25 protein-coding genes are annotated in these 25418 nt (G+C 61.1%); 24 read left to right on the forward strand and 1 reads right to left on the reverse strand.

Annotation, left to right across the window (positions count from 1 at the left end; all coding sequences use genetic code 11):
* Nucleotides 1-12: 12 nt before the first annotated feature.
* The 17 genes from fliF to flhB all read left to right on the forward strand — a co-directional run bounded on the left by fliF (nt 13) and on the right by flhB (nt 15058).
* The gene (gene fliF / locus J3361_RS19970; RefSeq protein ID WP_207966022.1) at nt 13-1797 is read left to right on the forward strand and encodes a flagellar basal-body MS-ring/collar protein FliF; all 1785 of its coding nucleotides are present in this window, start codon (nt 13-15) and stop codon (nt 1795-1797) included.
* On the forward strand, nt 1790-2809 hold the full coding sequence (fliG, locus tag J3361_RS19975; protein WP_003199086.1) for a flagellar motor switch protein FliG: 1020 nt from the start codon (nt 1790-1792) through the stop codon (nt 2807-2809). The genes fliF and fliG overlap by 8 nt, the downstream gene beginning before the upstream one ends.
* A gap of 7 nt (nt 2810-2816) precedes the next feature.
* Nucleotides 2817-3656, forward strand: coding sequence for a flagellar assembly protein FliH (gene fliH / locus J3361_RS19980; protein WP_207966023.1), 840 nt, complete (start codon nt 2817-2819; stop codon nt 3654-3656).
* A complete protein-coding gene (fliI, locus tag J3361_RS19985) occupies nt 3646-5004 on the forward strand; it encodes a flagellar protein export ATPase FliI (protein WP_207966024.1) in 1359 nt (452 codons plus the stop codon). The genes fliH and fliI overlap by 11 nt, the downstream gene beginning before the upstream one ends.
* A 6-nt stretch (nt 5005-5010) precedes the next feature.
* On the forward strand, nt 5011-5460 hold the full coding sequence (gene fliJ / locus J3361_RS19990) for a flagellar export protein FliJ (RefSeq protein ID WP_186704669.1): 450 nt from the start codon (nt 5011-5013) through the stop codon (nt 5458-5460).
* 102 nt (nt 5461-5562) lie between these two features.
* Nucleotides 5563-5868 carry an STAS domain-containing protein gene (locus J3361_RS19995; protein ID WP_186704670.1) on the forward strand — a complete coding sequence of 102 codons (306 nt, stop codon included), beginning with the start codon at nt 5563-5565 and terminating at the stop codon, nt 5866-5868.
* A 5-nt stretch (nt 5869-5873) separates the two neighbouring features.
* Complete coding sequence (locus J3361_RS20000) at nt 5874-7580, forward strand: fused response regulator/phosphatase (protein ID WP_207966025.1); 1707 nt, start codon at nt 5874-5876, stop codon at nt 7578-7580.
* 31 nt (nt 7581-7611) lie between these two features.
* Entirely contained in the window at nt 7612-7956 is a 345-nt protein-coding gene (locus tag J3361_RS20005; protein ID WP_186728619.1) for an Hpt domain-containing protein, read from the forward strand.
* 88 nt (nt 7957-8044) lie between these two features.
* Nucleotides 8045-9418 (forward strand): flagellar hook-length control protein FliK, encoded by a 1374-nt coding sequence (locus J3361_RS20010; protein ID WP_207966026.1) that lies wholly within the window; start codon nt 8045-8047, stop codon nt 9416-9418.
* Between the two features lie 230 nt (nt 9419-9648).
* Nucleotides 9649-10155, forward strand: a complete 507-nt coding sequence (gene fliL, locus J3361_RS20015) for a flagellar basal body-associated protein FliL (RefSeq protein ID WP_186704674.1) — start codon at nt 9649-9651, stop codon at nt 10153-10155.
* A gap of 9 nt (nt 10156-10164) precedes the next feature.
* Nucleotides 10165-11133 (forward strand): flagellar motor switch protein FliM, encoded by a 969-nt coding sequence (gene fliM, locus J3361_RS20020; protein ID WP_207966027.1) that lies wholly within the window; start codon nt 10165-10167, stop codon nt 11131-11133.
* 59 nt (nt 11134-11192) lie between these two features.
* Nucleotides 11193-11651: a flagellar motor switch protein FliN gene (gene fliN / locus J3361_RS20025; protein WP_053120289.1), complete on the forward strand. Its 459-nt coding sequence runs from the start codon at nt 11193-11195 to the stop codon at nt 11649-11651.
* Nucleotides 11652-12089 carry a flagellar biosynthetic protein FliO gene (fliO, locus tag J3361_RS20030; RefSeq protein ID WP_347709638.1) on the forward strand — a complete coding sequence of 146 codons (438 nt, stop codon included), beginning with the start codon at nt 11652-11654 and terminating at the stop codon, nt 12087-12089.
* The gene (fliP, locus tag J3361_RS20035; protein WP_186704677.1) at nt 12089-12838 is read left to right on the forward strand and encodes a flagellar type III secretion system pore protein FliP; all 750 of its coding nucleotides are present in this window, start codon (nt 12089-12091) and stop codon (nt 12836-12838) included. Before fliO ends, fliP begins: the two co-directional genes overlap by 1 nt.
* A gap of 23 nt (nt 12839-12861) precedes the next feature.
* Nucleotides 12862-13131, forward strand: coding sequence for a flagellar biosynthesis protein FliQ (gene fliQ, locus J3361_RS20040; RefSeq protein WP_003184009.1), 270 nt, complete (start codon nt 12862-12864; stop codon nt 13129-13131).
* Between the two features lie 4 nt (nt 13132-13135).
* Nucleotides 13136-13918 carry a flagellar biosynthetic protein FliR gene (fliR, locus tag J3361_RS20045; protein ID WP_207966028.1) on the forward strand — a complete coding sequence of 261 codons (783 nt, stop codon included), beginning with the start codon at nt 13136-13138 and terminating at the stop codon, nt 13916-13918.
* A 3-nt stretch (nt 13919-13921) separates the two neighbouring features.
* Entirely contained in the window at nt 13922-15058 is a 1137-nt protein-coding gene (flhB, locus tag J3361_RS20050) for a flagellar biosynthesis protein FlhB (protein ID WP_207966029.1), read from the forward strand.
* A 4-nt stretch (nt 15059-15062) separates the two neighbouring features.
* Here the strand turns inward: flhB and J3361_RS20055 are convergent, their stop codons facing one another.
* Nucleotides 15063-16034 carry an RHS repeat-associated core domain-containing protein gene (locus J3361_RS20055; protein WP_207966043.1) on the reverse strand — a complete coding sequence of 324 codons (972 nt, stop codon included), beginning with the start codon at nt 16032-16034 and terminating at the stop codon, nt 15063-15065.
* Nucleotides 16035-16587: 553 nt separating this feature from the next.
* Between J3361_RS20055 and flhA the strand changes: the two genes are divergently transcribed.
* The 7 genes from flhA to J3361_RS20090 all read left to right on the forward strand — a co-directional run bounded on the left by flhA (nt 16588) and on the right by J3361_RS20090 (nt 25385).
* The gene (gene flhA, locus J3361_RS20060) at nt 16588-18717 is read left to right on the forward strand and encodes a flagellar biosynthesis protein FlhA (RefSeq protein ID WP_207966030.1); all 2130 of its coding nucleotides are present in this window, start codon (nt 16588-16590) and stop codon (nt 18715-18717) included.
* 11 nt (nt 18718-18728) lie between these two features.
* Nucleotides 18729-20078, forward strand: a complete 1350-nt coding sequence (flhF, locus tag J3361_RS20065; protein ID WP_207966031.1) for a flagellar biosynthesis protein FlhF — start codon at nt 18729-18731, stop codon at nt 20076-20078.
* Nucleotides 20079-20193: 115 nt separating this feature from the next.
* Complete coding sequence (gene fleN, locus J3361_RS20070; RefSeq protein ID WP_003184001.1) at nt 20194-21024, forward strand: flagellar synthesis regulator FleN; 831 nt, start codon at nt 20194-20196, stop codon at nt 21022-21024.
* Nucleotides 21021-21764, forward strand: a complete 744-nt coding sequence (gene fliA, locus J3361_RS20075; protein ID WP_003184000.1) for an RNA polymerase sigma factor FliA — start codon at nt 21021-21023, stop codon at nt 21762-21764. The genes fleN and fliA overlap by 4 nt, the downstream gene beginning before the upstream one ends.
* A gap of 167 nt (nt 21765-21931) precedes the next feature.
* The gene (locus J3361_RS20080) at nt 21932-22303 is read left to right on the forward strand and encodes a chemotaxis response regulator CheY (protein ID WP_003199125.1); all 372 of its coding nucleotides are present in this window, start codon (nt 21932-21934) and stop codon (nt 22301-22303) included.
* A gap of 18 nt (nt 22304-22321) precedes the next feature.
* Nucleotides 22322-23107: a protein phosphatase CheZ gene (locus J3361_RS20085; RefSeq protein ID WP_207966032.1), complete on the forward strand. Its 786-nt coding sequence runs from the start codon at nt 22322-22324 to the stop codon at nt 23105-23107.
* A gap of 28 nt (nt 23108-23135) precedes the next feature.
* A complete protein-coding gene (locus tag J3361_RS20090) occupies nt 23136-25385 on the forward strand; it encodes a chemotaxis protein CheA (RefSeq protein ID WP_207966033.1) in 2250 nt (749 codons plus the stop codon).
* The last annotated feature ends 33 nt before the right edge of the window (nt 25386-25418 follow it).

The following is a 25418-nucleotide window of genomic DNA, read 5'->3' on the forward strand; positions in this document are numbered from 1 at the left end:
AATTATTGAGTCATGGCAGAAGCAGCCGTTGATAACGTTCCAGCCAAGGCCACTCCGGTAGACGGCAAACCGCCGTTGTTCGGTCTGTCCTTCCTGGAAAATCTCTCCGAGATGACCATGCTGCGTCAGGTCGGCCTGTTGGTCGGCCTGGCTGCCAGCGTGGCGATTGGTTTCGCCGTGGTGTTGTGGTCCCAGCAGCCAGACTACCGTCCGTTGTACGGCAGCCTGGAGGGCATGGATGCCAAACAAGTCATGGAGACCCTGGCTTCTGCCGACATTCCTTACACCGTCGAACCTAACTCTGGCGCCTTGCTGGTCAAGGCCGACGATGTCGCGCGTGCGCGCCTCAAGCTCGCCGCCGCCGGCGTGACGCCGACCGATGGCAACATCGGTTTCGAGATTCTCGACAAGGACCAGGGCCTGGGTACCAGCCAGTTCATGGAAGCGACCCGTTATCGTCGCGGCCTGGAAGGTGAGCTGGCACGGACCATTTCCAGCCTGAACAACGTCAAGGGCGCCCGTGTGCACTTGGCGATTCCGAAAAGCTCGGTGTTCGTGCGCGATGAGCGCAAGCCGAGTGCTTCGGTATTGGTCGAACTGTATTCCGGCCGCTCCCTTGAGCCAGGCCAGGTCGTTGCCATTATCAATCTGGTGGCGACCAGCGTACCCGAGCTGAGCAAGTCGCAGATCACCGTGGTCGACCAGAAGGGCAACCTGCTGTCCGACCAGGCGGAAAATTCCGAACTGACCATGGCCGGCAAGCAATACGACTACAGCCGTCGCATGGAAGGCATGTTCACCCAGCGGGTACATAACATTCTGCAACCCATCCTGGGCAATGGTCGCTACAAGGCCGAAGTCTCCGCGGATGTGGATTTCAGCGCCGTCGAATCGACTTCCGAGCAGTTCAACCCGGATCAACCGGCGTTGCGCAGCGAGCAATCGGTGAACGAGCAGCGTACCGCCAGCAATGGTCCGCAGGGCGTGCCCGGTGCCCTGAGCAACCAGCCGCCGTCGCCGGCCAGCGCGCCGCAAACCACCGGTGGTGCTACGGCGGCCGCCGGCATGGTGCAGCCAGGCCAGCCGTTGATCGATGCCAATGGCCAGCAAATCATGGATCCGGCCACCGGCCAGCCGATGCTCGCGCCGTACCCGGCCGACAAGCGTCAGCAATCCACCAAGAACTTCGAGCTCGACCGTTCCATCAGCCACACCAAGCAGCAGCAGGGCCGTTTGAATCGCCTGTCGGTCGCCGTGGTGGTGGACGATCAGGTCAAGGTCAACCCGGCCAACGGCGAAACCAGCCGTGCGCCCTGGACTGCCGACGAATTGGCGCGCTTCACTCGCCTGGTGCAGGACGCGGTCGGTTTCGACGCCAGCCGTGGCGACAGCGTCAGCGTGATCAACGTGCCGTTCTCCCTGGAGCGCGGTGAAGAAGTCGCTGACATTCCGTTTTATTCGCAACCCTGGTTCTGGGATGTGGTCAAGCAAGTATTGGGAGTGTTGTTCATCCTGATATTGGTCTTCGGTGTACTGCGTCCGGTGCTCAACAACATCACCGGCGGCGGCAAGAACAAGCAGTTGGCAGGCTTGGGCGATGTCGAGCTGGGAGGCATGGGCGGCCTGGATGGCGAATTGGCCAACGATCGCGTCAGCCTCGGCGGGCCGCAGAGCATCCTGCTGCCAAGCCCGAGCGAAGGCTACGACGCTCAGTTGAACGCCATCAAGAGTCTGGTGGCAGAAGACCCGGGTCGTGTGGCCCAGGTCGTGAAAGAGTGGATTAACGCAGATGAGTGATAATCGAGCCGCTGTTGCCAAATTGTCCCGGGTCGACAAAGCCGCGATCCTGCTGCTGTCCCTGGGGTCGACCGACGCCGCCCAAGTGCTGCGTCACATGGGGCCCAAAGAGGTCCAGCGCGTGGGCGTGGCCATGGCGCAAATGGGCAACGTGCACCGTGAGCAGGTCGAGCAGGTGATGAGCGAGTTCGTCGACATCGTCGGCGATCAGACCAGCCTGGGCGTCGGTTCCGACGACTACGTGCGCAAGATGCTGACCCAGGCCCTGGGCGAGGACAAGGCCAACGGCCTCATCGACCGGATCCTGTTGGGTGGCAACACCAGCGGCCTGGACAGCCTCAAGTGGATGGAGCCGCGGGCGGTTGCCGACGTGATCCGTTACGAGCACCCGCAGATCCAGGCGATCGTGGTGGCTTACCTCGATCCGGACCAGGCCGGTGAAGTGCTCGGCAACTTTGACCATAAGGTGCGCCTGGACATCATCCTGCGGGTGTCGTCGCTCAACACCGTGCAGCCGGCGGCCCTGAAAGAATTGAACCAGATTCTCGAGAAGCAGTTCTCGGGTAACTCCAATGCCTCGCGCACCACCTTGGGTGGTATCAAGCGCGCGGCGGACATCATGAACTTCCTCGACAGTTCGATCGAAGGTCAGTTGATGGACTCGATCCGCGAATTCGACGAAGACCTGTCCGGTCAGATCGAAGACCTCATGTTCGTGTTCAACAACCTGTCCGATGTCGACGACCGTGGCATCCAGGCGCTGTTGCGCGAAGTATCGTCCGATGTGCTGGTGCTGGCCCTCAAGGGCTCGGACGAAGGCGTCAAGGAAAAGATCTTCAAGAACATGTCCAAACGGGCGGCCGAACTGTTGCGCGACGACCTCGAGGCCAAGGGCCCGGTGCGCGTCAGCGACGTGGAAACCGCACAGAAGGAAATCCTCACCATCGCCCGCCGCATGGCCGAAGCCGGGGAGATCGTTCTCGGTGGCAAGGGCGGCGAAGAGATGATCTAAGGTCGTTATGTCTGCCAAGAGTGATGAAGCACCCAGCGACCTGATCCGCGCCCGGGACGTCGGCGGTTTCGACGTCTGGTCGCTGCCCAGCTTCGACCCCCATGTGCCCGAGCCTGAGCCGGAACCGGTGGAAGAGCTGCCGGAACCGGAGGAAGTGCCGCTGGAGGAAGTCCAGCCACTGACCCTCGAGGAAGTCGAGAGCATTCGCCAGGAAGCCTACAACGAAGGCTTTGCCGTGGGTGAAAAGGAAGGCTTCCACAGCACCACGCTCAAGGTCCGCCAGGAAGCCGATGTGGCGTTGACGGCCAAGCTCCGTGCGTTGGAATCGCTGATGCTCAACCTGTTCGACCCCATTGCCGAGCAGGACACCCAGATCGAGAAATCCCTGGTGGGTTTGGTGCAGCACATCGCCAAGCAAGTGATCCAGCGCGAACTGGCCATCGATTCGACCCAGATCGAACAGGTCATGCGCGAAGCGCTCAAGCTGTTGCCGTTGGGCGTGGGCAACGTGCGGCTGTACATCAACCCCCAGGACTTCGAACTGGTCAAGGCCTTGCGTGAGCGCCATGAGGAAACCTGGCGCATCGTCGAGGACGCGACGCTGCTGCCGGGCGGTTGCCGGGTGGAAACCGAACACAGCCGCATCGACGCCACCGTTGAAACCCGCATCAGCCAGATCATGGCCAAGTTGTTCGACCAGTTGCACGAACAGGCCCTGCACCCGGCCGCCGCCGACCTGGGCCTGGATCTGCCGGACGAGCCCCTGGCTGATGTCGCGACGATCGAGGAGGGATTGGACGTGCCTGAATTTGACACTTCTGCACCGGAAAGCCGCGATGCGCCTTGAGCGAACCAGCTTCGCCAAGCGCCTGGGCAGCTACGCCGAGGCCAGCGAACTGGCCGGCCAACCGATCCTGGAAGGCCGCCTGCTGCGCATGGTCGGCCTGACCCTCGAAGCCGAGGGCCTGCGTGCCGCCATGGGCAGCCGCTGCATGGTGATCAACGACGACAGCTACCACCCCGTGCAGGTCGAAGCCGAAGTCATGGGCTTCTCCGGCAGCAAGGTTTTCTTGATGCCAGTGGGCAGTGTCGCCGGCATCGCCCCCGGCGCGCGCGTGGTACCCCTGGCCGACAATGGTCGCCTGCCCATGGGCATGAGCATGCTCGGGCGCGTGCTGGACGGGGCCGGACGGGCCTTGGACGGCAAGGGCGGCATGAAGGCCGAAGACTGGGTGCCGATGGACGGCCCGACGATCAACCCCCTCAAGCGTGACCCCATCAGCGTGCCGCTGGACGTGGGCATCCGTTGCATCAACGGTTTGTTGACGGTCGGTCGTGGCCAGCGCCTGGGCCTGTTTGCCGGTACCGGCGTAGGTAAGAGTGTGCTGCTGGGCATGATGACCCGCTTCACCGAAGCCGACATTATCGTGGTGGGGTTGATCGGCGAGCGGGGTCGCGAGGTGAAGGAATTCATCGAGCACATCCTCGGCGAGGAAGGGCTCAAACGTTCGGTCGTGGTGGCGTCGCCAGCGGACGATGCACCGCTGATGCGCTTGCGGGCAGCCATGTATTGCACGCGCATCGCCGAGTATTTTCGCGACAAGGGCAAGAACGTCCTGTTGCTGATGGATTCGCTCACTCGTTTCGCCCAGGCCCAGCGGGAAATCGCCCTGGCCATCGGCGAGCCGCCGGCCACCAAGGGTTATCCGCCTTCGGTGTTCGCCAAGCTGCCAAAACTGGTCGAGCGCGCCGGCAATGCGGAGAAGGGCGGTGGTTCGATCACCGCGTTCTATACCGTGCTGTCCGAAGGTGACGACCAGCAAGACCCTATCGCCGACTCGGCACGGGGCGTGCTGGACGGACACATCGTGCTGTCCAGGCGCCTGGCCGAAGAAGGTCACTACCCGGCCATCGACATCGAGGCGTCCATCAGCCGGGTCATGCCGTCGGTGATCAGTGCCGAGCATATGAAACGGGCCCAGCAGTTCAAGCAGTACTGGTCGCGCTACCAGCAAAGCCGCGACCTGATCAGCGTCGGCGCCTATGTGCCCGGCGGCGACCGCGAGACCGACACTGCCATCAGCCTTTACCCATCCATGGCCGTCTACCTGCGCCAGAGCTTGAACGACAATATCGGCATGGGCGCCAGCGAGGCGCACCTGCAGACGATCTTCGCCCCGGTCTCGGGCACGTAACCGGCCATGGCGACGAGTCGTGCGGCACGCCTGGCACCCGTGGTGGACATGGCGGAAAAGGCCGAGAAGACTGCCGTCCAGCGCCTGGCGTATTTCCAGGGACAAGTGGCCGTTGCCGAGAGCAAGCTGGCAGACCTCGAGAACTTTCGACTCGAATATCAGGAGCAATGGATCGCCCGTGGCGCCCATGGGGTGTCGGGGCAGTGGTTGTTGGGTTACCAAGGATTTCTTGCGCAACTGGGCACTGCCATCGATCAGCAGCGCCAGAGCCTTGTCTGGCACCAGAACAACCTGGAGAAGGCCCGCCAGAGCTGGCAAGAAGCGTTCGCCCGAGTCGAAGGGCTGCGCAAACTGGTGCAGCGTTATATCGATGAGGCGCGGCAACTGGAAGACAAGCGCGAACAGAAACTGCTCGATGAATTGTCCCAGCGCCTGCCGCGACAGAATCCCTACTGATGCGAAACGAGGATTTTGTCGGATGAACGAGGCAAAACCTTGCTCAGATCTTTACCAGATGCTACACCTTGTACACGTATGTCCATGACAAGGAAGCCGATCATGTCAGTCGTTACCGAAGTATCCCCCGATGGGCATAAGCTGACGATTTCGATCAAAGGTCGATTCGATTTCGGGCGGCATCAGGAATTTCGTGAGTCCTATGAGCGGCTCCACAAGAAACCTGACTCCATCGTGGTGGATTTGAAAGAAGCCACCTACCTCGACAGTTCCGCCTTGGGCATGCTCCTGCTGTTGCGCGATCATGCCGGTGGCGACCAGTCGGATATCCGCGTCGTCAACAGCAGCAGCGACGTCAAGAAAATCCTCGCGATCTCCAATTTCGACAAGCTGTTCGACATCAGTTGATCGCCATGCAATCGTCGTCGGAATCACTGACGGTCCTGATTGCCGAAGACAGCGCCGCTGATCGACTGCTGCTGTCGACCATTGTCCGCCGCCAGGGGCATCACGTGCTCACGGCGGCCGATGGCGCCGAAGCGGTCGATGTCTATCTGGAGCAGCGTCCGCATCTGGTGCTGATGGACGCAATGATGCCGGTGATGGACGGCTTCGAAGCGGCGCAGAAAATCAAGCAGTTGGCCGGGGACCAGTTGGTCCCGATCATTTTCCTCACCTCGCTGACCGAGAGCGAAGCCCTGGCCCGTTGCCTGGAAGCAGGTGGTGACGATTTCCTGGCAAAACCCTACAACCAAGTGATCCTGGCAGCCAAGATCAAGGCCATGGACCGCTTGCGCCGGTTGCAGGCCACAGTGGTGGAGCAGCGCGACCAGATTTCCCGGCACCATGACTACCTGCTCAACGAGCAGCGGGTGGCCAAGGCCGTGTTCGACAAGATCGCCCATTCCGGGTGCCTGAGCGCGCCGAACATCCGCTACCTGCAATCGCCCTATGCCTTGTTCAACGGCGATCTGTTGCTGGCGGCGTTCAACCCGGCCGGCGACATGCACGTTCTGCTGGGGGATTTCACCGGGCACGGTTTGCCGGCGGCGGTCGGCGCGATGCCCCTGGCGGAAGTGTTCTACGGGATGACGGCCAAGGGCTATGGCCTGGCGCAGATCCTGCGGGAGATGAATGCCAAGCTCAAACGCATCCTGCCGGTGGACATGTTCTGTTGCGCGACGCTGTTATGCCTGAGCTTCCAGCGTTGCACGGTGGAGATCTGGAACGGCGGCATGCCCGATGGTTACCTCCATGACAGCCTCAGCGGCGTGCGCACACCCTTGCCGGCGCGACACCTGCCATTGGGCGTGCTTACCCCGCAGTTGTTCGATGACCGCACCGAAGTGCATTCGATGTCGCTGGGAGATCGGGTGTTCCTGCTGTCCGATGGCGTCATCGAGACCAGTGACCGCGACGACCAGCCGTTTGGCGTGGAGCGGTTGCAACAGGTGTTTTCGGCCAACCGTGAACCTGACCGTCTTTTCGAGGATATCCAGCAGGCCCTGCGGGATTTTCGCGGTGAGGCCCGTGACGACTTCAGCATGGTCGAGGTGCGGCTGGTCGCTCCGACGCAACTCAATCCGCCACCGCCAGTCTATTCTGATAGCGGTCAGTCCAGCCCGCTGGATTGGTCGGTGAGCTTCGAGTTCCGGGCGCAGACGCTCAAGCGCTTCAACCCGATGCCCTATCTGTTGCAATTGCTGCTGGAGGTGCATGGGCTCAGGGCGCAGAGTGGCGCCCTCTACAGTGTCATATCGGAGCTCTACTCCAATGCCCTGGATCACGGGGTGCTGGGCCTCGACTCGAGTCTCAAGCGTGATGCGGCGGGTTTTGCCCGCTACTACCGGGAGCGCAATACGCGCCTGGATGAATTGAGCGACGGTTACGTGCGGGTGCACATGCACGTTTCGCCAAATGGCGAGGGTGGTCGCCTGGCCATCGAAGTCGAAGACAGTGGCGAAGGGTTCGATGTGGACCGGGTGCTGGCACGGCCCGTGGACAGTGATCGGTTGTCGGGGCGCGGTGTGAGCCTGGTGCGCCAACTGAGCCAACAGGCCAGTTGGTCAGACGATGGTCGTAGAGCGCGCGTGGAGTTTTTCTGGGAGGCTCTGGCATAATTGGGGCCATTCTTGATCAGGGAGCGAACAAGTGAACGAGATTCATCTGGACCGCGACGTGCTTAGCACGTTGAAGGAAGTCATGGAGGAGGGGTATCCGGAGTTGCTGGATACGTTTCTCAACGACTCCGAGGCTCGTCTGCGCGTGCTGCATGAGGCGCGGGACGCTGAAAAGCTGAGCGCCACCGCCCACAGCTTCAAGGGCAGCAGCAGCAACATGGGCGCCATTCGCCTGGCCGAGTTGTGCGGCGAGCTGGAGCAACGTGCCAAGCAGCCGTCATTGGGCGGTATCGAAAACCTGGTCAACGAAATCGACAGCGAATTCGCCCATGTACGCAAGCTGTGCCGAGAAGAGCGAGAAGGCTTCCACTGCTGAGATTTGATGGCCGGGTAAACGTTGGCCCGTGCCTTGCATTGCCTAGTCTCGACTGTACCTTGATCCCAGTGCAGCGGAGACCTTTTTTATGCCCGTCACCCCTAATTCATTGCTTCAGGCCTCCGTCCAGGCCAAGCCCCAGGTCGCCGTCAATTCACCGGCAGCGGCCCCGGACCTCGGGGATAGAGCCTCCAGCTTCGCTCAAGTCTTCGCCAGGCAGGCGCCTGCCAAAGCCGCGGCGGCCCCTGAGCCCATGGTGAAATCGGCGCGCGACAAGGTTGCCGACAACACCGTCAAAAAAGAATCCGGCAACGAAACTTCTGCCGCCCCGGAACCGACGGTTGCCGATAGCGGCAAACCCTTGCCCGCGGACAAACCCGCCAGCACCGACGACAAAACGGCCAGCGATAACGACGCCGACTCGGTTGAAGCGCCGGTGGCGGATGCGGCGCCGGTCGATCCAAGTCTGGACCCAGGCGTGCTGCCGGATGTGACGGTGCCGGTCGCGGCAGCCCCGGCCGAACCTGCCCCCGTGGTGGTCACGGCTGAGGCTCAGGTAACGACTGCGGTCTCGGCACCGCTCGTCCCATTGGCCGCGCCGGCCCAACCAGCGGTTCCGGTCGTCGATCCAGCCTTCGACCCACAAGCCGATCCGCTCGACGCATTGCCCGCCTTGCGCTTGGCGATGGAGCAGAGCGGTCATGTTTCCGCCAGCAGCCAGGCGCAGCCCAAGAGCGCTGCCCCGGCGTCGCTCGACGGCGAGCCGACTTCGGCGCAGACCTTCGCCGCCGGCATGGCCAGCATGCTCAGCGTGCAAGCCGACCAGAACAGCACCGAGTCCGGCAGCCAGGGCGGTGACAAGGCCTTCGGCGGCTTGATCAGCGAGGGCCTCAAGGACTTGGGCGCAGCGTCCAGCGACACCCGCGTGGACGATTTCGCCAACCGCCTGGCTGCACTGACCCAGGCCGCCACGCCCAAAACCGCCAATGCGGTGCCGATCAACCAACCTATCGCGATGAACCAGAGCGGTTGGACCGAAGAGGTGGTGAACCGGGTGATGTACCTGTCCAGCGTCAATCTCAAGGCGGCCGACATCCAATTGCAGCCCGCCGAGCTCGGGCGCCTGGATATCCGGGTGAATATGGTTCCGGACCAGCAGACCCAGGTCACCTTCATGAGCGCCCACTCCGGCGTTCGCGAAGCCCTCGAAGGCCAGATGCATCGCCTGCGGGACAGCTTTGCCCAGCAGGGCATGGGTCAGGTCGACGTCAGTGTATCGGACCAATCCCGTGGTTCGCAGAACCAGGAACAGCAAGCCCAGCAGCAGGCCCGGGCCGGGCGTACGGCATCCTCCGGTGGATCGGTGGATACCGCGGATGAAGCCACGCCGGCCGGCATCGCTGAAGTGGCCGCGAGCACGACCAGCGTCATCGGCACCAGCGCGGTCGACTACTACGCCTGATCTTTTGATGCCCTCTGTGGGAGCGAGCCTGCTCGCGAAAGCGGACTGTCAGTCACCTTGTTCGGAACTGATCCACCGCTATCGCGAGCAGGCTCGCTCCCACATTGGTTTTCATGGGTTCTGTAGATCGCATCTGCCCCGTCATCCTGAGTGCCGACACTTCTGGCATAACACTTGCTCCAGCCTTGCCGTGCAACAGTGAAAACCCCGATTAGTGACGGATTATTGGCATGGCGAAGAGCGAAGCAGCAGCTGTAAAAGACCCCGCAACCAAAGGCAAACTCAAGCTGATCATCATGATCGTGGTGGGTTTGCTCCTGGCGATCGGCGTGTCCGTGGGGGCAACCTGGTATTTCATGCACAGCGCTCAAAGCAAGCCGGCGGCGGCAGCGGCCGAAGTCGCGCCAGTGGGCAAGCAGCCGGCGATTTTCGAACCGATGGCGCCGGCCTTCGTGGCCAACTACACGGTGAACGGTCGTCAGCGCTACATGCAGGTCAGCATTACTTTGCAGGGTCGCAACCAGGCAGACCTGGAAGCGCTGCGGGTGCACATGCCGCTGATCCGTAACAACCTGGTGATGCTGTTTTCCGGACAGAGTTTCGACACCCTGGCCACACCCGTCGGCCAGGAAATGCTGCGCCAGAAAGCCACGGCCAGCGTGCAGGAAGTGGCTCAGAAAGAGCTCGGCAAAGTGGTGATCGAACAGTTGCTCTTCACTAACTTCGTATTGCAGTAGGAACACGACATGGCCGTGCAGGACCTGCTGTCCCAGGACGAAATCGATGCGCTGTTGCATGGTGTCGACGACGGTCTGGTACAGACCGAAAACGCTGCTGAACCGGGCAGCGTCAAAAGCTACGACCTGACCAGCCAGGATCGCATCGTTCGCGGACGCATGCCGACCCTGGAAATGATCAACGAGCGTTTCGCCCGGTACACCCGCATCAGCATGTTCAACATGCTGCGCCGCTCGGCCGACGTGGCCGTGGGTGGCGTGCAGGTGATGAAGTTCGGCGAGTACGTGCATTCGCTGTACGTGCCCACCAGCCTCAACCTGGTGAAGATCAAGCCGTTGCGCGGCACCGCGTTGTTCATTCTCGACGCCAAGCTGGTGTTCAAGCTGGTGGACAACTTCTTCGGCGGCGACGGTCGTCACGCCAAGATCGAAGGTCGCGAATTCACCCCGACCGAGTTGCGGGTGGTGCGCATGGTGCTGGAGCAGGCCTTCATCGATTTGAAGGAGGCCTGGCAGGCGATCATGGAAGTGAACTTCGAGTACATCAACTCGGAAGTGAACCCGGCCATGGCCAACATCGTCGGCCCGAGCGAAGCCATCGTGGTCTCGACCTTCCACATCGAACTCGATGGCGGTGGCGGCGACCTGCACGTGACCATGCCGTATTCGATGATCGAGCCGGTGCGGGAAATGCTCGACGCCGGTTTCCAGTCGGACCTCGACGACCAGGACGAGCGCTGGATCAACGCCTTGCGCCAGGACGTGCTCGACGTCGATGTGCCGATCGGCGCGACCGTCGCCCGGCGCCAACTGCGCCTGCGGGACATCCTGCACATGCAGCCGGGTGACATCATTCCGGTCGAGATGCCCGACGACATGATCATGCGCGCCAATGGCGTACCGGCCTTCAAGGTCAAGATGGGCTCTCACAAAGGCAACCTGGCGTTGCAGGTGATCGAGCCGATCGAACGCCGCTGAGCGGTGTCGAATTTTTAAGTTTGCGTTTCTAACTGATTTTTGCCCGCCGAGGACAAATGATGGCTAACGATATGAACACCCAGGATGACCAGGCGCTGGCCGACGAATGGGCCGCGGCCCTGGAAGAAACCGGCGATGCCGGGCAGGCTGACATCGATGCCTTGCTGGCCGCCGATAGCGGTAACCACGGCTCCAATCGCTTGCCGATGGAAGAGTTTGGCAGCGTGCCCAAGAGCAACGAACAGGTGACGCTGGACGGGCCGAACCTGGACGTGATCCTCGATATTCCGGTGTCCATCTCCATGGAAGTGGGCAGCACCGATATCAACATCCGCAACCTGTTGCAACTCAACCAAGGCTCGGTGATCGAGCTGGACCGCCTGGCCGGCGAGCCGCTCGACGTGCTGGTCAACGGCACCTTGATCGCCCATGGCGAAGTGGTGGTGGTCAACGAGAAGTTCGGCATTCGCCTGACGGACGTGATCAGCCCAAGCGAACGCATCAAGAAGCTGCGCTGAGTGAAAGGTTTTTTCGTCGCAGCGTCGATGCTGCCCTTGAGCGTGCTGGCGGCCGAACCGGTTGCCACGGCGGCCGTTGCGCCGGCGGCGAGCACTGGGATCGCCGGGCAACTGGCGCAACTGGTACTCGGCTTGCTATTGGTGCTGGGCTTGATCTTTTTTCTCGCTTGGCTGCTGCGGCGCGTGCAACAGGCGGGGCCGACCGGCAAGGGCCAGGTCATCGACATCGTCGGTTCCCGCGCGCTTGGGCCGCGCGACCGGCTGGTGCTGGTGCAGGTCGGCAACGAGCAGATCCTGCTGGGCCTGAGTCCGGGCGCCATCACCGCCTTGCACGTCCTCAAGGAGCCGGTGCAGGTACCCTCCACCGAGTCGGCCAGCCCCGAATTTGCCCAGCGCCTCATGGAGCTGCTAGGGAAAGACCAAAAGGATAAAAAGTAATGCCGTTGCGCATTCTGTTGGCATTGGCCTTGATGCTGGCCGCACCGCTGGCGTTCGCCGCCGACCCGCTGTCGATCCCTGCGATCACTCTGGGAACCAACGCCGAAGGGGCCCAGGAATATTCGGTCAGCTTGCAGATCCTGCTGATCATGACGGCGCTGAGTTTCATTCCGGCGTTCGTCATGCTGATGACCAGCTTCACCCGGATCATCATTGTCTTTTCGATCCTGCGCCAGGCCCTGGGCCTGCAGCAGACCCCCTCGAACCAGATCCTCACCGGCATGGCGCTGTTTCTGACCATGTTCATCATGGCGCCCGTGTTCGACCGGGTGAACCGGGATGCGCTGCAGCCTTACCTGGCGGAACAACTGAGCGCCCAGGACGCCGTGGCCAAGGCCCAGGTGCCGATCAAGGACTTCATGCTGGCCCAGACTCGCAGCAGTGACCTGGAATTGTTCATGCGCCTGTCCAAGCGCACCGACATCCCGAGTGCCGACCAGGCACCGCTGACGATCCTGGTGCCGGCATTCGTGACGTCCGAGCTGAAAACGGCGTTCCAGATCGGCTTCATGATTTTCATCCCGTTCCTGATCATCGACCTGGTAGTCGCCAGCGTGCTGATGGCCATGGGTATGATGATGCTCTCGCCGCTGATCATTTCCCTGCCGTTCAAGATCATGCTGTTCGTATTGGTGGATGGCTGGGCGCTGATCATCGGTACGCTGGCGGGCAGTTTCGGCGGTGTTTAGGCCTCTTGTGCGGGTAGGACGATATGACGCCTGAAGTAGCGGTAGACCTGTTCCGTGAAGCGCTCTGGCTGACGACCATGATGGTTGCCATCCTGGTGATCCCCAGCCTGCTGGTAGGCTTGCTGGTGGCGATGTTCCAGGCCGCGACCCAGATCAACGAACAGACCTTGAGCTTCCTGCCGCGCCTGCTGGTGATGCTGGTGACGTTGATCGTCGCCGGCCCCTGGCTGGTGCAAACATTCATGGAATACATCCTGCAGTTGTACGGCAGTATTCCGCAGTTGATCGGCTGACCCCATGTCGATGCTCGAACTGACAGACACCCAGATCAGTTCCTGGGTGGCATCGTTCATCCTGCCGCTGTTTCGCGTCACCGCGGTGCTGATGAGCATGCCGGTCTTTGGCACGACATTGGTACCCACCCGGGTGCGCCTGTATCTGGCCCTGGCGATCACGGTGGTCATCGCCCCCGGGCTGCCGCCGATGCCGCCGGTCAATGCCCTGGATCTCAGTGCGCTGATGCTGGTGGCGGAGCAAATTCTCATCGGCGCCTTGATGGGGTTCTCGCTGCAGCTGTTTTTCCAGGCATTCGTGGTGGCTGGGCAAATCATTTCGATCCAGATGGGCATGGCCTTCGCCTCCATGATCGACCCGACCAACGGCGTCAACACAGCGGTGATCGGTCAGTTTCTGACGATGTTGGTCACGTTGCTGTTTCTCGCCATGAACGGGCATCTGGTGGTGTTCGAGGTTTTGACCGAGAGTTTTACCACCATGCCGGTGGGTAGCGCTTTGCTGGTCAATCATTTCTGGGAAATCGCCGGCAAGCTCGGTTGGGTCCTGGGGGCTGCGATGGTGCTGGTATTGCCAGCGATCACCGCGTTGCTGGTGGTCAACATCGCGTTTGGCGTGATGACCCGGGCGGCGCCGCAGTTGAATATTTTCTCCATCGGCTTCCCGCTAACGCTCGTGCTGGGCATGGTGATTTTCTGGGTCAGCCTGGGGGATATCCTCAACCAGTATCAGCCGCTGGCCGCCCAGGCCTTGCAGCTGCTGCGCGACATGGCACAGGCACGCTGAACCATGGCCGAAAGCGAGAGTGGTCAGGACAAGACAGAAGACCCCACGGAAAAGCGCCTGCGCGAATCCCGTGAAAAGGGCGAGATCGCCCGCTCGAAGGAACTCAACACGCTGGCGGTGATGCTGGCCGGGGCGGGTGGGTTGTTGATTTATGGCGGCGGGTTGGCCTTGGACCTGCTGGAAATCATGCGCCTGAATTTCTCCCTGCCCCGTGAGGTGCTGCTCTCTCCGGGGTCCATGGCCCAGCATCTGCTGCACTCGGGCAAAATCGCGATCCTGGCGGTGCAGCCGATCCTGATCTGCTTGCTGCTGGCTGCGGTGATCGGCCCCATTTCCCTGGGCGGCTGGCTGTTCGCCGCCGGAAGCCTGGCCCCCAAGTTCAGCCGGATGAATCCGGCCGCCGGCCTCAAGCGCATGTTTTCCACCACGGCGCTGATGGAGTTGCTCAAGGCATTCGGGAAGTTCCTGCTGGTTCTGTTCGTTGCGCTGACGGTGTTGCAGGCCGACATCGACGATCTGCTGCGCATTGCTCACGAACCGCTGGAACAGGCGATTATCCACAGCGTGCAATTAGTGGGCTGGAGCACATTGTGGATGGCCTGCGGCTTGATCCTGATCGCCGCCATCGACGTGCCGATCCAGCTCTATCAGAGCAAGCAGAAGCTGTTGATGACCAAGCAGGAAGTGCGCGACGAGCACAAGGACGCGGAAGGCAAGCCGGAGGTCAAGCAGCGGATCCGCCAGTTGCAGCGCGAGGTCTCCCAGCGGCGGATGATGGCGGCGATTCCCGACGCCGATGTGGTCATCACCAACCCGACGCACTACGCCGTCGCCCTCAAGTACGACCCCGAAAAAGGCAACGCCCCCGTGTTGCTGGCCAAAGGCAGTGACTTCCTGGCGCTGAAGATCCGTGAGATCGCCGTCGCCAACGAAGTAATGCTGCTCGAATCCCCGGCGCTGGCGCGGTCGATCTACTACTCCACCGAACTCGACCAGGAAATCCCTGGCGGCCTGTACCTGGCCGTGGCCCAGGTCCTGGCCTACGTCTACCAGATCCGCCAGCACCGCGCGGGCAAGGGCAAGCGCCCGGAGCCGCTCAAGGATTTGCCGATTCCGCCGGATTTGCGGCGTGATTCTTGAGTACTTATCGGCGCAGATTAGCGGTTCCTATAAGGTGCTTGCGGATATATTGATCTTTTCTTTCAATGGCCTCGCTTGCTTTCGCAAGCATGACATCGCGAAAAGCCTCGTTTTTGCTGCCTGGGGTGTCTGTTTTTAAGGCTTGCTTACGAAAAAAATCTATTGGGTCGTCAAAGAATACCGTACTCAGTCCTGTTGCTCCGGAAGCATCGGTTTCAGTGTAGGCTTTTTGGGGGGCCGGTACCCCCTGTTCGTCGAACGGAATGTTAGGCTGATGCGAGAAATATCCATCAGCAGCAGTTTTATGTTTAGTCGGTTTGGAGCCAATCTTGAGTGTGTCCGGGAGCGCTTCTTGCAATATTTTGACCTCTGAAATTAACTCCTGCTGTTCTTTTCGCGTTTTTTTCACAACCGACTCGGCTTTTAGCCGGCTCGGTTTCTTTATTGATAACAAGTTCTTTTTGATTCGAAGTAGCGTGGCTAGCTCCCGATGCTGGGATAGTATCTTAGCTGGAATGGGGATGTGTCCCGTTGGGTCTCTTCGGTTGATAGGATCGCCGATGCAATATGCATACGGATTCAATCCGCCCTCGCCAAATGGGCTCAGACTGTCCGGACTATTAAACCGCATCAAAACCGGATTGAACGCCCGATAACCATTCCCCAGCAAATAATGCCCGGTCACCGGATCCGGTCGCTCTCCATTGGAGCCGAGCAAGCTCAACAAACCGTTGTCGATAGTTCGATTGCCATAAGGCGAATAGGCATGGGATTGCCTTTCATTGGCGGAAACGGCATGCAATACCGAGCGTTGTTGATCGGTCGCCAATAGTGTCGCTTGCTTTGCGCTGCCTTGGGTTTCGGTCTGGGCCAGCAGTTGATCGCCATGTTGAACAATTGACCGGCTGATGGCTCCTTCGATTTCTGTCGCCAGGCGAGACTTGCAATAAAACCGCTGGACAGGCGCGTGAGTCATCACGGCGTGGCTGGTGAGGCGATCCAGAGGGTCATAGCGGTAAGTGCAGAGGCGCTTGGCTGACACGGTCGATGCTCCGTTCGGGTGAAGCTCCGTGGGATTATCGAAGTTCGGATGCAGAAGGGGAACTAGCAGAACTGTTAGGTTTGCCTGGAAACGCCAGAACCCTGTGGCGAGGGAGCTTGCTCCCGCTCGGTTGCGCAGCGACCGCTATAACGCAGGCTGCGGTGTGTCTGATGCTCCGCATTCGGCTGGTTTCGGGGCCGCTTCGCGGCCCAGCGGGAGCAAGCTCCCTCGCCACAGGTTCGTCGTTTGCCTTACCTGAAGTGAACAGCATTATCTGTGGGAGCAAGCTTGCTCGCGATTGCGCAGGTTCAGTTGCCTGCTGGGTGACTGACAAATCGCTATCGCGAGCAAGCTCGCTCCCACAGGGTTGAATTCGCTTCAGCCGCTCTATTCCCGCCCTCGACAAAAGTTGGAAGGCTTCTTGCAATACCCCGTCTGCGCCCCTTCCGGGCGTCAAAAGTTTGCTTCACAGGAACGGGGAATATTGGTGGATCGCTCTCAGTTACTCAGCGCCGCGCGCAGCAATGTCGTAGACCTCAGCCGGGGTAATGTGGGCGTGCCGCTGTTGCTGCTGGTCATGCTCGCCATGATGATGCTGCCGGTGCCGCCGTTCCTGCTGGACGTGTTTTTCACGTTTAACCTCGCCCTGTCGATCGTGGTGCTGCTGGTGTGCGTCTACGCCCTGCGGCCGCTGGATTTCGCCGTATTTCCGACCATCCTGCTGGTGGCCACGCTGTTGCGCCTGGCGCTGAACGTGGCGTCCACCCGGGTGGTGATGATTCATGGCCATGAGGGCCACGCCGCCGCCGGTAAGGTGATCCAGGCCTTCGGCGAAGTGGTGATCGGCGGTAACTACGTGGTCGGTATCGTGGTGTTCGCCATCCTGATGATCATCAATTTCGTCGTGGTGACCAAGGGCGCCGGGCGGATTTCCGAGGTGAGCGCGCGTTTCACCCTCGATGCGATGCCCGGCAAGCAGATGGCGATCGACGCCGACCTCAACGCCGGCCTGATCGACCAGAGCCAGGCCAAGCTGCGTCGCCTGGAAGTGGCCCAGGAAGCCGAGTTCTACGGCTCCATGGACGGTGCCAGCAAATTCGTGCGCGGTGACGCCATCGCCGGCCTGTTGATTCTGTTCATCAACCTGATCGGCGGCATGGCCGTCGGTATCTTCCAGCATGGCATGACCTTCGGTGACGCCGGCAAGGTCTACGCCTTGTTGACCATCGGTGACGGTTTGGTGGCGCAATTGCCATCACTGCTGTTATCCACAGCCGCCGCGATCATGGTGACCCGTGCTTCGGGCTCCGAAGACATGGGCAAGCAGATCGGCCGGCAGATGTTTGCCTCGCCCAAGGCCTTGGCGGTGGCAGCTGGCTTGATGGCGGTGATGGGGATCGTGCCAGGGATGCCGCATTTCTCCTTCCTGAGCATGGCGGCCCTGGCGGCTGGCGGTGCCTACCTGTTCTGGAAGAAGCAGAACGTGCAGAAAGTCCAGGCCCTGCAAGAGGTCAAGCGCCAGCAGGAACTGCTGCCGTCGCCGGCCCGCGCCATGGAAACCAAGGAATTGGGCTGGGATGACGTGACGCCAATCGACATGATCGGCCTGGAAGTCGGTTATCGCCTGATTCCATTGGTCGACCGCAACCAGGGTGGTCAGTTGCTGGCGCGGATCAAGGGGGTGCGCAAGAAGCTCTCCCAGGACCTGGGCTTCCTGATGCCCACCGTGCATATCCGCGACAACCTCGACCTGGCGCCGAGCGCCTATCGCCTGACGTTGATGGGGGTGATCCTGGCCGAAGCCGAGATCTACCCCGATCGCGAACTGGCGATCAACCCCGGTCAGGTGTACGGCAGCCTCAACGGCATCACCGCCAAGGATCCGGCTTTTGGCCTGGAGGCGGTGTGGATCGAAATCAGTCAGCGGGCCCAGGCCCAGTCCCTCGGCTACACCGTGGTGGATGCCAGTACCGTGGTGGCGACCCACTTGAACCAGATCCTGTACAAGCACTCCAGCGAGCTGATTGGCCACGAGGAAGTCCAGCAACTCCTGCAAGTACTGGCCAAAGGCTCGCCGAAGCTGGCTGAAGAGTTGGTGCCGGGCGTGGTTTCGTTGTCGCAATTGCTCAAGGTGTTGCAGGCGCTGCTGGCCGAACAAGTGCCTGTGCGCGACATACGCAGTATTGCCGAGGCCATCGCCAACAACGCTTCCAAGAGTCAAGATACCGCCGCCCTGGTGGCCGCGGTTCGGGTTGGTGTGTCCCGCGCAATCGTCCAAAGCATTGTAGGCACTGAGTCTGAGCTGCCTGTGATCACCTTGGAGCCAAGGTTGGAACAGATATTGCTCAATAGTCTGCAGAAGGCAGGACAAGGCTCGGAAGAGGGTGTTCTGCTGGAGCCAAGCATGGCCGAGAAGCTGCAGCGTTCGCTGATCGAGGCAGCCCAGCGGCAAGAGATGCAAGGCCAACCGGTGATCCTGCTGGTGGCCGGTCCGATTCGCGCGATGCTCTCGCGGTTCGGACGCCTCGCGGTCCCGGGGCTGCATGTGCTGGCGTACCAGGAAATACCGGACAACAAGCAAGTGACCATCGTTGCGACAGTAGGGCCCAACGGCTGAGGTAGTGGTTTATGCAAGTGAAGCGTTTTTTCGCCGCAGACATGCGTCAGGCCATGAAACTGGTTCGTGACGAGTTGGGCGCTGAAGCAGCCATCATTGGCAATCGTCGTATCGCCGGCGGTGTCGAGCTGACGGCGGCCCTGGATTACAAATTGTCGGCGCTGGCTCCGCGAATTCCGAACATGGAACTCGAAGACGAGCTGCGCAAGACCCAATCGCGCATCGCCAGCGCCCAGGCCGAACTGAGCCTGCGCAGCAGCGAAGGCGAAGGTGCGCCGGGCACCAATCGTCAATTGTTCGCCGGTCAACCGCTGACCGCCGGCCTGCCGTTGACTGCCGCCGAACCGCTGATCGAGCAGGCCCAGGCCGAACCGCGTCGTCCAGAGCCGGCACCGGCCGCGCCAGTCCGCGGTGTCGACCCGCGCGCGCTGGACTCGATGCGCTTTGAACTCAACAGCCTGCGCGAGCTGATGGAAGTCCAGCTTGGCTCCCTGGCCTGGAACCAGCTGCAAGGCAGCCGTCCGGCCCAGGCCAACCTGTGGCGTCGCCTGCAACGCATCGGCCTGTCCGGCCCGTTGTCCCGCGACCTGCTGGCGCTGATCAATGGTATCGACGAGCCGCGCCAGGCCTGGCGCATGTTGCTGGCGCACCTGGCACGCATGATCGCCACGCCGGAAGTCGAGCCGCTGGAAGAGGGCGGGGTGATTGCCATGGTCGGTCCTGCCGGCATGGGCAAGACCACCACCCTGGCCAAGCTCGCCGCCCGTTATGTACTCAAGTACGGCGCCCAGAGCATCGCCCTGGTGAGCATGGACAGTTTCCGCATCGGTGCCCAGGAGCAACTCAAGACCCTGGGCCGGATCCTCAATGTGTCGGTGACCCATGTGGATCCGGGCCAATCCCTGGCTCAGGCGCTGGAGCCGCTGCTGCGCAAACGCGTCGTGCTGATCGATACCGCCGGCCTGCAAGCCAGCGATCCAGCCCTGCGCATGCAGCTCGAAAGCCTGGCCGGACGCGGTATCAAGTCAAAAAATTATCTCGTGTTGGCAACCACCAGCCAGAAACAGGTTCTAACCGCCGCATACCACAGCTACAAACGCTGCGGGCTGGCCGGCTGCATCCTGACTAAGCTGGACGAAACGGCAAGCCTGGGCGAGGTGTTGAGCCTGGCGATCGGTCATGAACTGCCGGTCGCCTACCTGACCGACGGGCCGCGGATCCCGGATGATTTGCATCTGCCGCGCCGTCATCAACTGGTCAGTCGTGCCGTGAGTGTGCAAATGCAGGAAGAACCCAGCGAAGAAGCCATGGCTGACATGTTCGCTGACATCTACCACAGCCCGACCAAGCAGGTCGGCTGAGGTAATCATGAATATTTTTTGTACCTACATCGATGGTCTGCCATGCATTGTTCCTTATGCGAACGCGCAGCCAGTAATGTGGCCTCCGTCTAAGAAGACAAGGTAAAGAACGAACATGGGCAGCATGCATCCCGTACAGGTGATCGCGGTGACCGGCGGCAAAGGTGGCGTCGGGAAGACTAACGTGTCAGTGAACTTGTCCCTGGCTCTGGCAGAGCTTGGCCGACGAGTCATGCTGCTGGACGCCGACCTGGGCCTGGCGAACGTCGACGTGTTGCTGGGGCTGACCCCCAAACGCACCCTGGCGGACGTGATCGAGGGCCGTTGCGAACTGCGCGACGTGCTGTTGCAGGGGCCGGGCGGGATTCGCATCGTGCCGGCTGCCTCCGGCACCCAGAGCATGGTTCACCTGACCCCGGCCCAGCACGCGGGCCTGATCCAGGCGTTCAGCGACATTGGCGACAACCTCGATGTGCTGGTGATCGATACCGCGGCCGGCATCGGCGACTCGGTCGTCAGTTTCGTGCGCGCCGCCCAGGAAGTGCTGCTGGTGGTCTGCGACGAACCGACGTCCATCACCGACGCCTACGCCCTGATCAAACTGCTTAACCGCGACTATGGCATGAACCGCTTCCGTGTCCTGGCCAACATGGCCCAGAGCCCACAGGAAGGACGCAACCTGTTCGCCAAGTTGACGAAGGTCACCGATCGCTTCCTGGACGTCGCCCTACAATATGTCGGTGCCGTGCCTTACGACGAGAGCGTGCGCAAGGCCGTCCAGAAGCAACGTGCCGTCTATGAAGCCTTTCCACGTTCCAAATGCGCGCTGGCGTTCAAGGCGATCGCCCAGAAGGTCGATACCTGGCCACTGCCGGCCAACCCCCGCGGGCATCTGGAATTTTTCGTCGAGCGTCTTGTGCAACAAACAGCAGGGCCCGTGTTATGACAGCCAGCGGTTACAACCATCTCTACAAAAAATCGGCACGGGACGCCCAGTACGAATTGATCGAGCGTTATGCGCCGCTGGTCAAGCGTATCGCCTATCACTTGCTGGCGCGGTTGCCGGCCAGTGTGCAGGTCGAGGACTTGATCCAGGCCGGCATGATCGGCCTGCTTGAAGTGTCGAACAAATACGACGCCAGCAAGGGCGCCAGTTTCGAGACCTATGCCGGTATTCGCATCCGCGGGGCGATGCTCGACGAAGTCCGCAAGGGCGATTGGGCGCCGCGTTCGGTGCACCGCAATACCCGCATGGTCAGTGATGCGATTCGAGCAATTGAAGCGAAAACCGGACGCGACGCTAAAGATCACGAAGTTGCGGCCGAACTCCAGTTGAGTCTCGATGATTATTACGGGATTTTGAACGACACCTTGGGCAGCCGCCTGTTCAGTTTCGACGACCTGTTGCAGGACGGCGAACACGAAGGGCTGCATGAGGATGGCGCAAGTGCTCACATGGAGCCATCGCGTGACCTGGAAGATGAACGCTTCCAGAGCGCGCTGGCGGATGCGATTGCCAATTTGCCGGAGCGTGAGCGACTGGTCTTGGCGCTGTACTACGACGAAGAGCTGAACCTCAAGGAAATCGGTGAGGTCCTGGGGGTCAGCGAATCGCGGGTCAGCCAGTTACACAGCCAGTGCGCGGCCCGTTTGCGGGGGCGTTTGGGGGAGTGGCGAGCGCGCTGACAAGCAGTGTGGGGACACTGCGAACGAGGCTGGCCTGGCAGGTACTGCGCCAGTCTCCATCCGTTGTGCTCCAGACCGTTGTCGAGTGTTGTGCCGGATTGATTGAAATGGCGCGTCCAGGTGCTGGGCGCGTTTAAGACTGCTTGGAGGTCGAATTGGACAAGAACATGAAAATCCTCATCGTTGATGACTTCTCAACGATGCGGCGGATCATTAAAAACCTGTTGCGTGACCTTGGGTTCACCAACACGGCCGAAGCAGATGACGGGACCACTGCGCTCCCGATGTTGCACAGTGGCAACTTCGATTTCCTGGTCACCGACTGGAACATGCCGGGCATGACCGGTATCGACCTGCTGCGCCAGGTGCGTGCCGACGAAAAACTCAAGCATCTCCCGGTGCTGATGGTGACTGCCGAAGCCAAGCGCGAGCAGATCATCGAAGCGGCCCAGGCCGGTGTAAACGGCTATGTGGTCAAACCCTTCACGGCCCAGGCGTTGAAAGAGAAGATCGAAAAAATCTTCGAACGCATCGGTTAACGGCGCCACGGGGGAGCTATGGATAACGAATCTTCAATGGGCGATTTCGAATCGACCCTGAAAAAACATGCCCGCGAACTGGTCGACAGCCTTGAAAAAGGTCGCTTTGGCGATGCGGTTCAAATGATCCATGAGCTCAACCAGACCCGTGATCGCGGTCTGTATCAGGAAGTGGGCAAGCTCACGCGTGAATTGCACAGCGCGATTGTCAATTTCCAGATCGACCCGCACATGCCGCAGGCCGAGGAAGTCTCGCAGATCACTGACGCCACCGAGCGCCTGGGGTATGTGGTCAAGCTGACCGAGGCCGCGGCGAACCGCACCATGGACCTGGTGGAAAGCGCTACGCCGCTGGTCAATGGCCTGAGCGAAGAAGCCCAGGCCTTGAGCACCGACTGGGGCCGGTTCATGCGTCGCGAGGTCGGTGCTGAAGAGTTTCGGGAGTTGGCCCGTCGGGTCGACGGTTTCCTGACGCGCAGCAGCAGCGAAAACCGCGCCGTGGCCAGCAACCTCAACGACATTCTGCTGGCCCAGGACTATCAAGACCTGACCGGCCAGGTGATCAAGCGTGTGACCCAACTGGTCACCGAAGTGGAAAGCAACCTGCTCAAACTGGTGCTGATGGCTAGCCAGGTCGACCGCTTTGCAGGCATCGAGCACGACCGTGAAGCGATGCTTGCTGAAAAAGATCCACAAAAACATCTCTCTCAGGGTGAAGGTCCGCAAATTCATGCCGATAAAAGAGAAGACGTTATGTCCGGTCAGGACGATGTGGACGATTTGCTGTCCAGCCTTGGATTTTGATTTAGCCCTATTTTAGGAGCAGCCATTAATGAGCTTCGGCGCCGATGAAGAGATCCTTCAGGATTTCCTGGTTGAGGCCGGCGAGATTCTAGAGCAACTGTCCGAACAGCTGGTCGAGCTGGAAAGCCGACCTGATGATGCGGATCTGCTCAATGCAATTTTTCGCGGTTTCCACACTGTAAAAGGAGGCGCCGGCTTCCTCCAGCTCAACGAGCTGGTGGAGTGCTGTCACATTGCCGAGAACGTGTTCGACATCCTGCGCAAGGGTGAGCGTCGCGTTGATTCGGAATTGATGGACGTGGTGCTCGAAGCGCTGGATGCGGTCAACAGCATGTTCAGCGAAGTGCGTGAGCGCTCGCCGATTACCCCTGCCACCCCCGAGCTGCTCGCCGCGCTGGCACGCCTGGCCGAGCCGCAATCGGCTGACGAAGCCGCGCCGGTTGCCGAGGCGGTGGTTGAAGAACCGGTCGCCGAGGAATCGGGCGACATCACCGATAACGAATTCGAACAGTTGCTGGACTCCCTGAGTGCCGTCAAGGCCCAGGCTGAGGCGCCGGCTGCACCTTCTGCACCTGCAGCGCCGGCCGCCGATGGGGCTGGCAGCGATGAAATCACCGATGCCGAATTCGAGTCGCTGCTCGACCAGCTTCACGGCAAGGGCCAGTTCGCGCCGGATGCCGTTGTCCCCCCGGCGGCGCCGGCCGCCCCGAAAGCGGCGGGCGACAGCTCGGACATCACTGACGACGAATTCGAAGCCTTGCTCGACCAGTTGCATGGCAAGGGCACCTTTGCCGTTGACGCACTGGATTCAGCCATCGCTTCGGTCCCGACCCCGGCCAAACCCGCCGCTGCCGCAGGTAGCGACCTGATCAGCGACCACGAATTCGAATCGCTGCTCGATGAGCTGCATGGCAAGGGCAAGTTCAGCGAAGTCGGAACCGCTTCCGCCGCGCCTGCTGCCGCCACGGCCGCGCCGGCGGCCAAGGCTGCGCCCAAACCCGCTGCCAAGGCACCGGAACCGAAGGCTGAGCCCGCCAAGCCTGCCGCTGCCGCCCCGGCGCCGGCCCGTGCTCCAGCGGCTGCGCCAGCGGACAAACCGGCCAGCGAAGCCGAGACCACCGTTCGGGTCGACACCGCGCGCCTGGACGAGATCATGAACATGGTCGGCGAACTGGTGCTGGTGCGTAACCGCCTGGTGCGCCTGGGCCTCAACAGCCAGGACGAAGCCATGTCCAAGGCCGTGTCGAACCTCGACGTGGTCACGGCGGACCTGCAGACCGCGGTCATGAAGACCCGGATGCAGCCGATCAAGAAAGTCTTCGGGCGCTTCCCGCGCCTGGTTCGCGACCTGGCTCGCCAGCTCAAGAAAGAAATCAACCTGGAACTGGTGGGTGAAGAGACCGACCTCGACAAGAACCTTGTCGAGGCTCTGGCCGACCCGCTGGTCCACTTGGTGCGCAACGCGGTCGACCACGGCATCGAGTCGCCGGAAGAACGCGAAGCCTCGGGCAAGGTCCGCAGCGGCAAGGTGATCCTGGCCGCCGAGCAGGAGGGCGACCACATCCTGCTGTCGATCTCCGATGATGGCAAAGGCATGGACCCGAATGTGTTGCGTTCCATCGCGGTGAAACGCGGTGTGATGGACAAGGATGCCGCCGACCGCCTGAGCGACACCGAGTGCTACAACCTGATCTTCGCCCCGGGCTTTTCGACCAAGACCGAGATCTCCGACGTGTCGGGCCGTGGCGTGGGCATGGACGTGGTGAAAACCAAGATTTCCCAGCTCAACGGTTCGATCAATATCTACTCGACCAAGGGCCAGGGCTCGAAGATCGTCATCAAGGTCCCGTTGACCCTGGCGATCATGCCGACGCTCATGGTGATGCTCGGCAACCAGGCGTTCGCCTTCCCGCTGGTCAACGTCAACGAAATTTTCCACCTCGACTTGTCGCGCACCAACGTGGTCGACGGCCAGGAAGTGGTCATCGTGCGGGACAAGGCGCTGCCGCTGTTCTACCTCAAGCGCTGGCTGGTCAGCTCCGCCGCTCACGTCGAGCAGGGCGAGGGCCACGTGGTGATCCTTTCGGTGGGCACCCAGCGGATCGGCTTTGTCGTCGACCAACTGGTGGGCCAGGAAGAAGTGGTCATCAAGCCGTTGGGCAAGATGCTCCAGGGCACCCCGGGCATGTCCGGCGCCACCATCACCGGCGACGGTCGCATCGCGTTGATTCTCGATGTGCCAAGCATGCTCAAGCGTTACGCCGCCCGGCGTATTTGATTCTGGAGGGACGTGGCCCAGGGTCGCGTCTCG

It is taken from the genome of Pseudomonas sp. OA65 (assembly GCF_017498305.1).
In the GTDB taxonomy this organism is placed as follows: domain Bacteria; phylum Pseudomonadota; class Gammaproteobacteria; order Pseudomonadales; family Pseudomonadaceae; genus Aquipseudomonas; species Aquipseudomonas zanjanensis.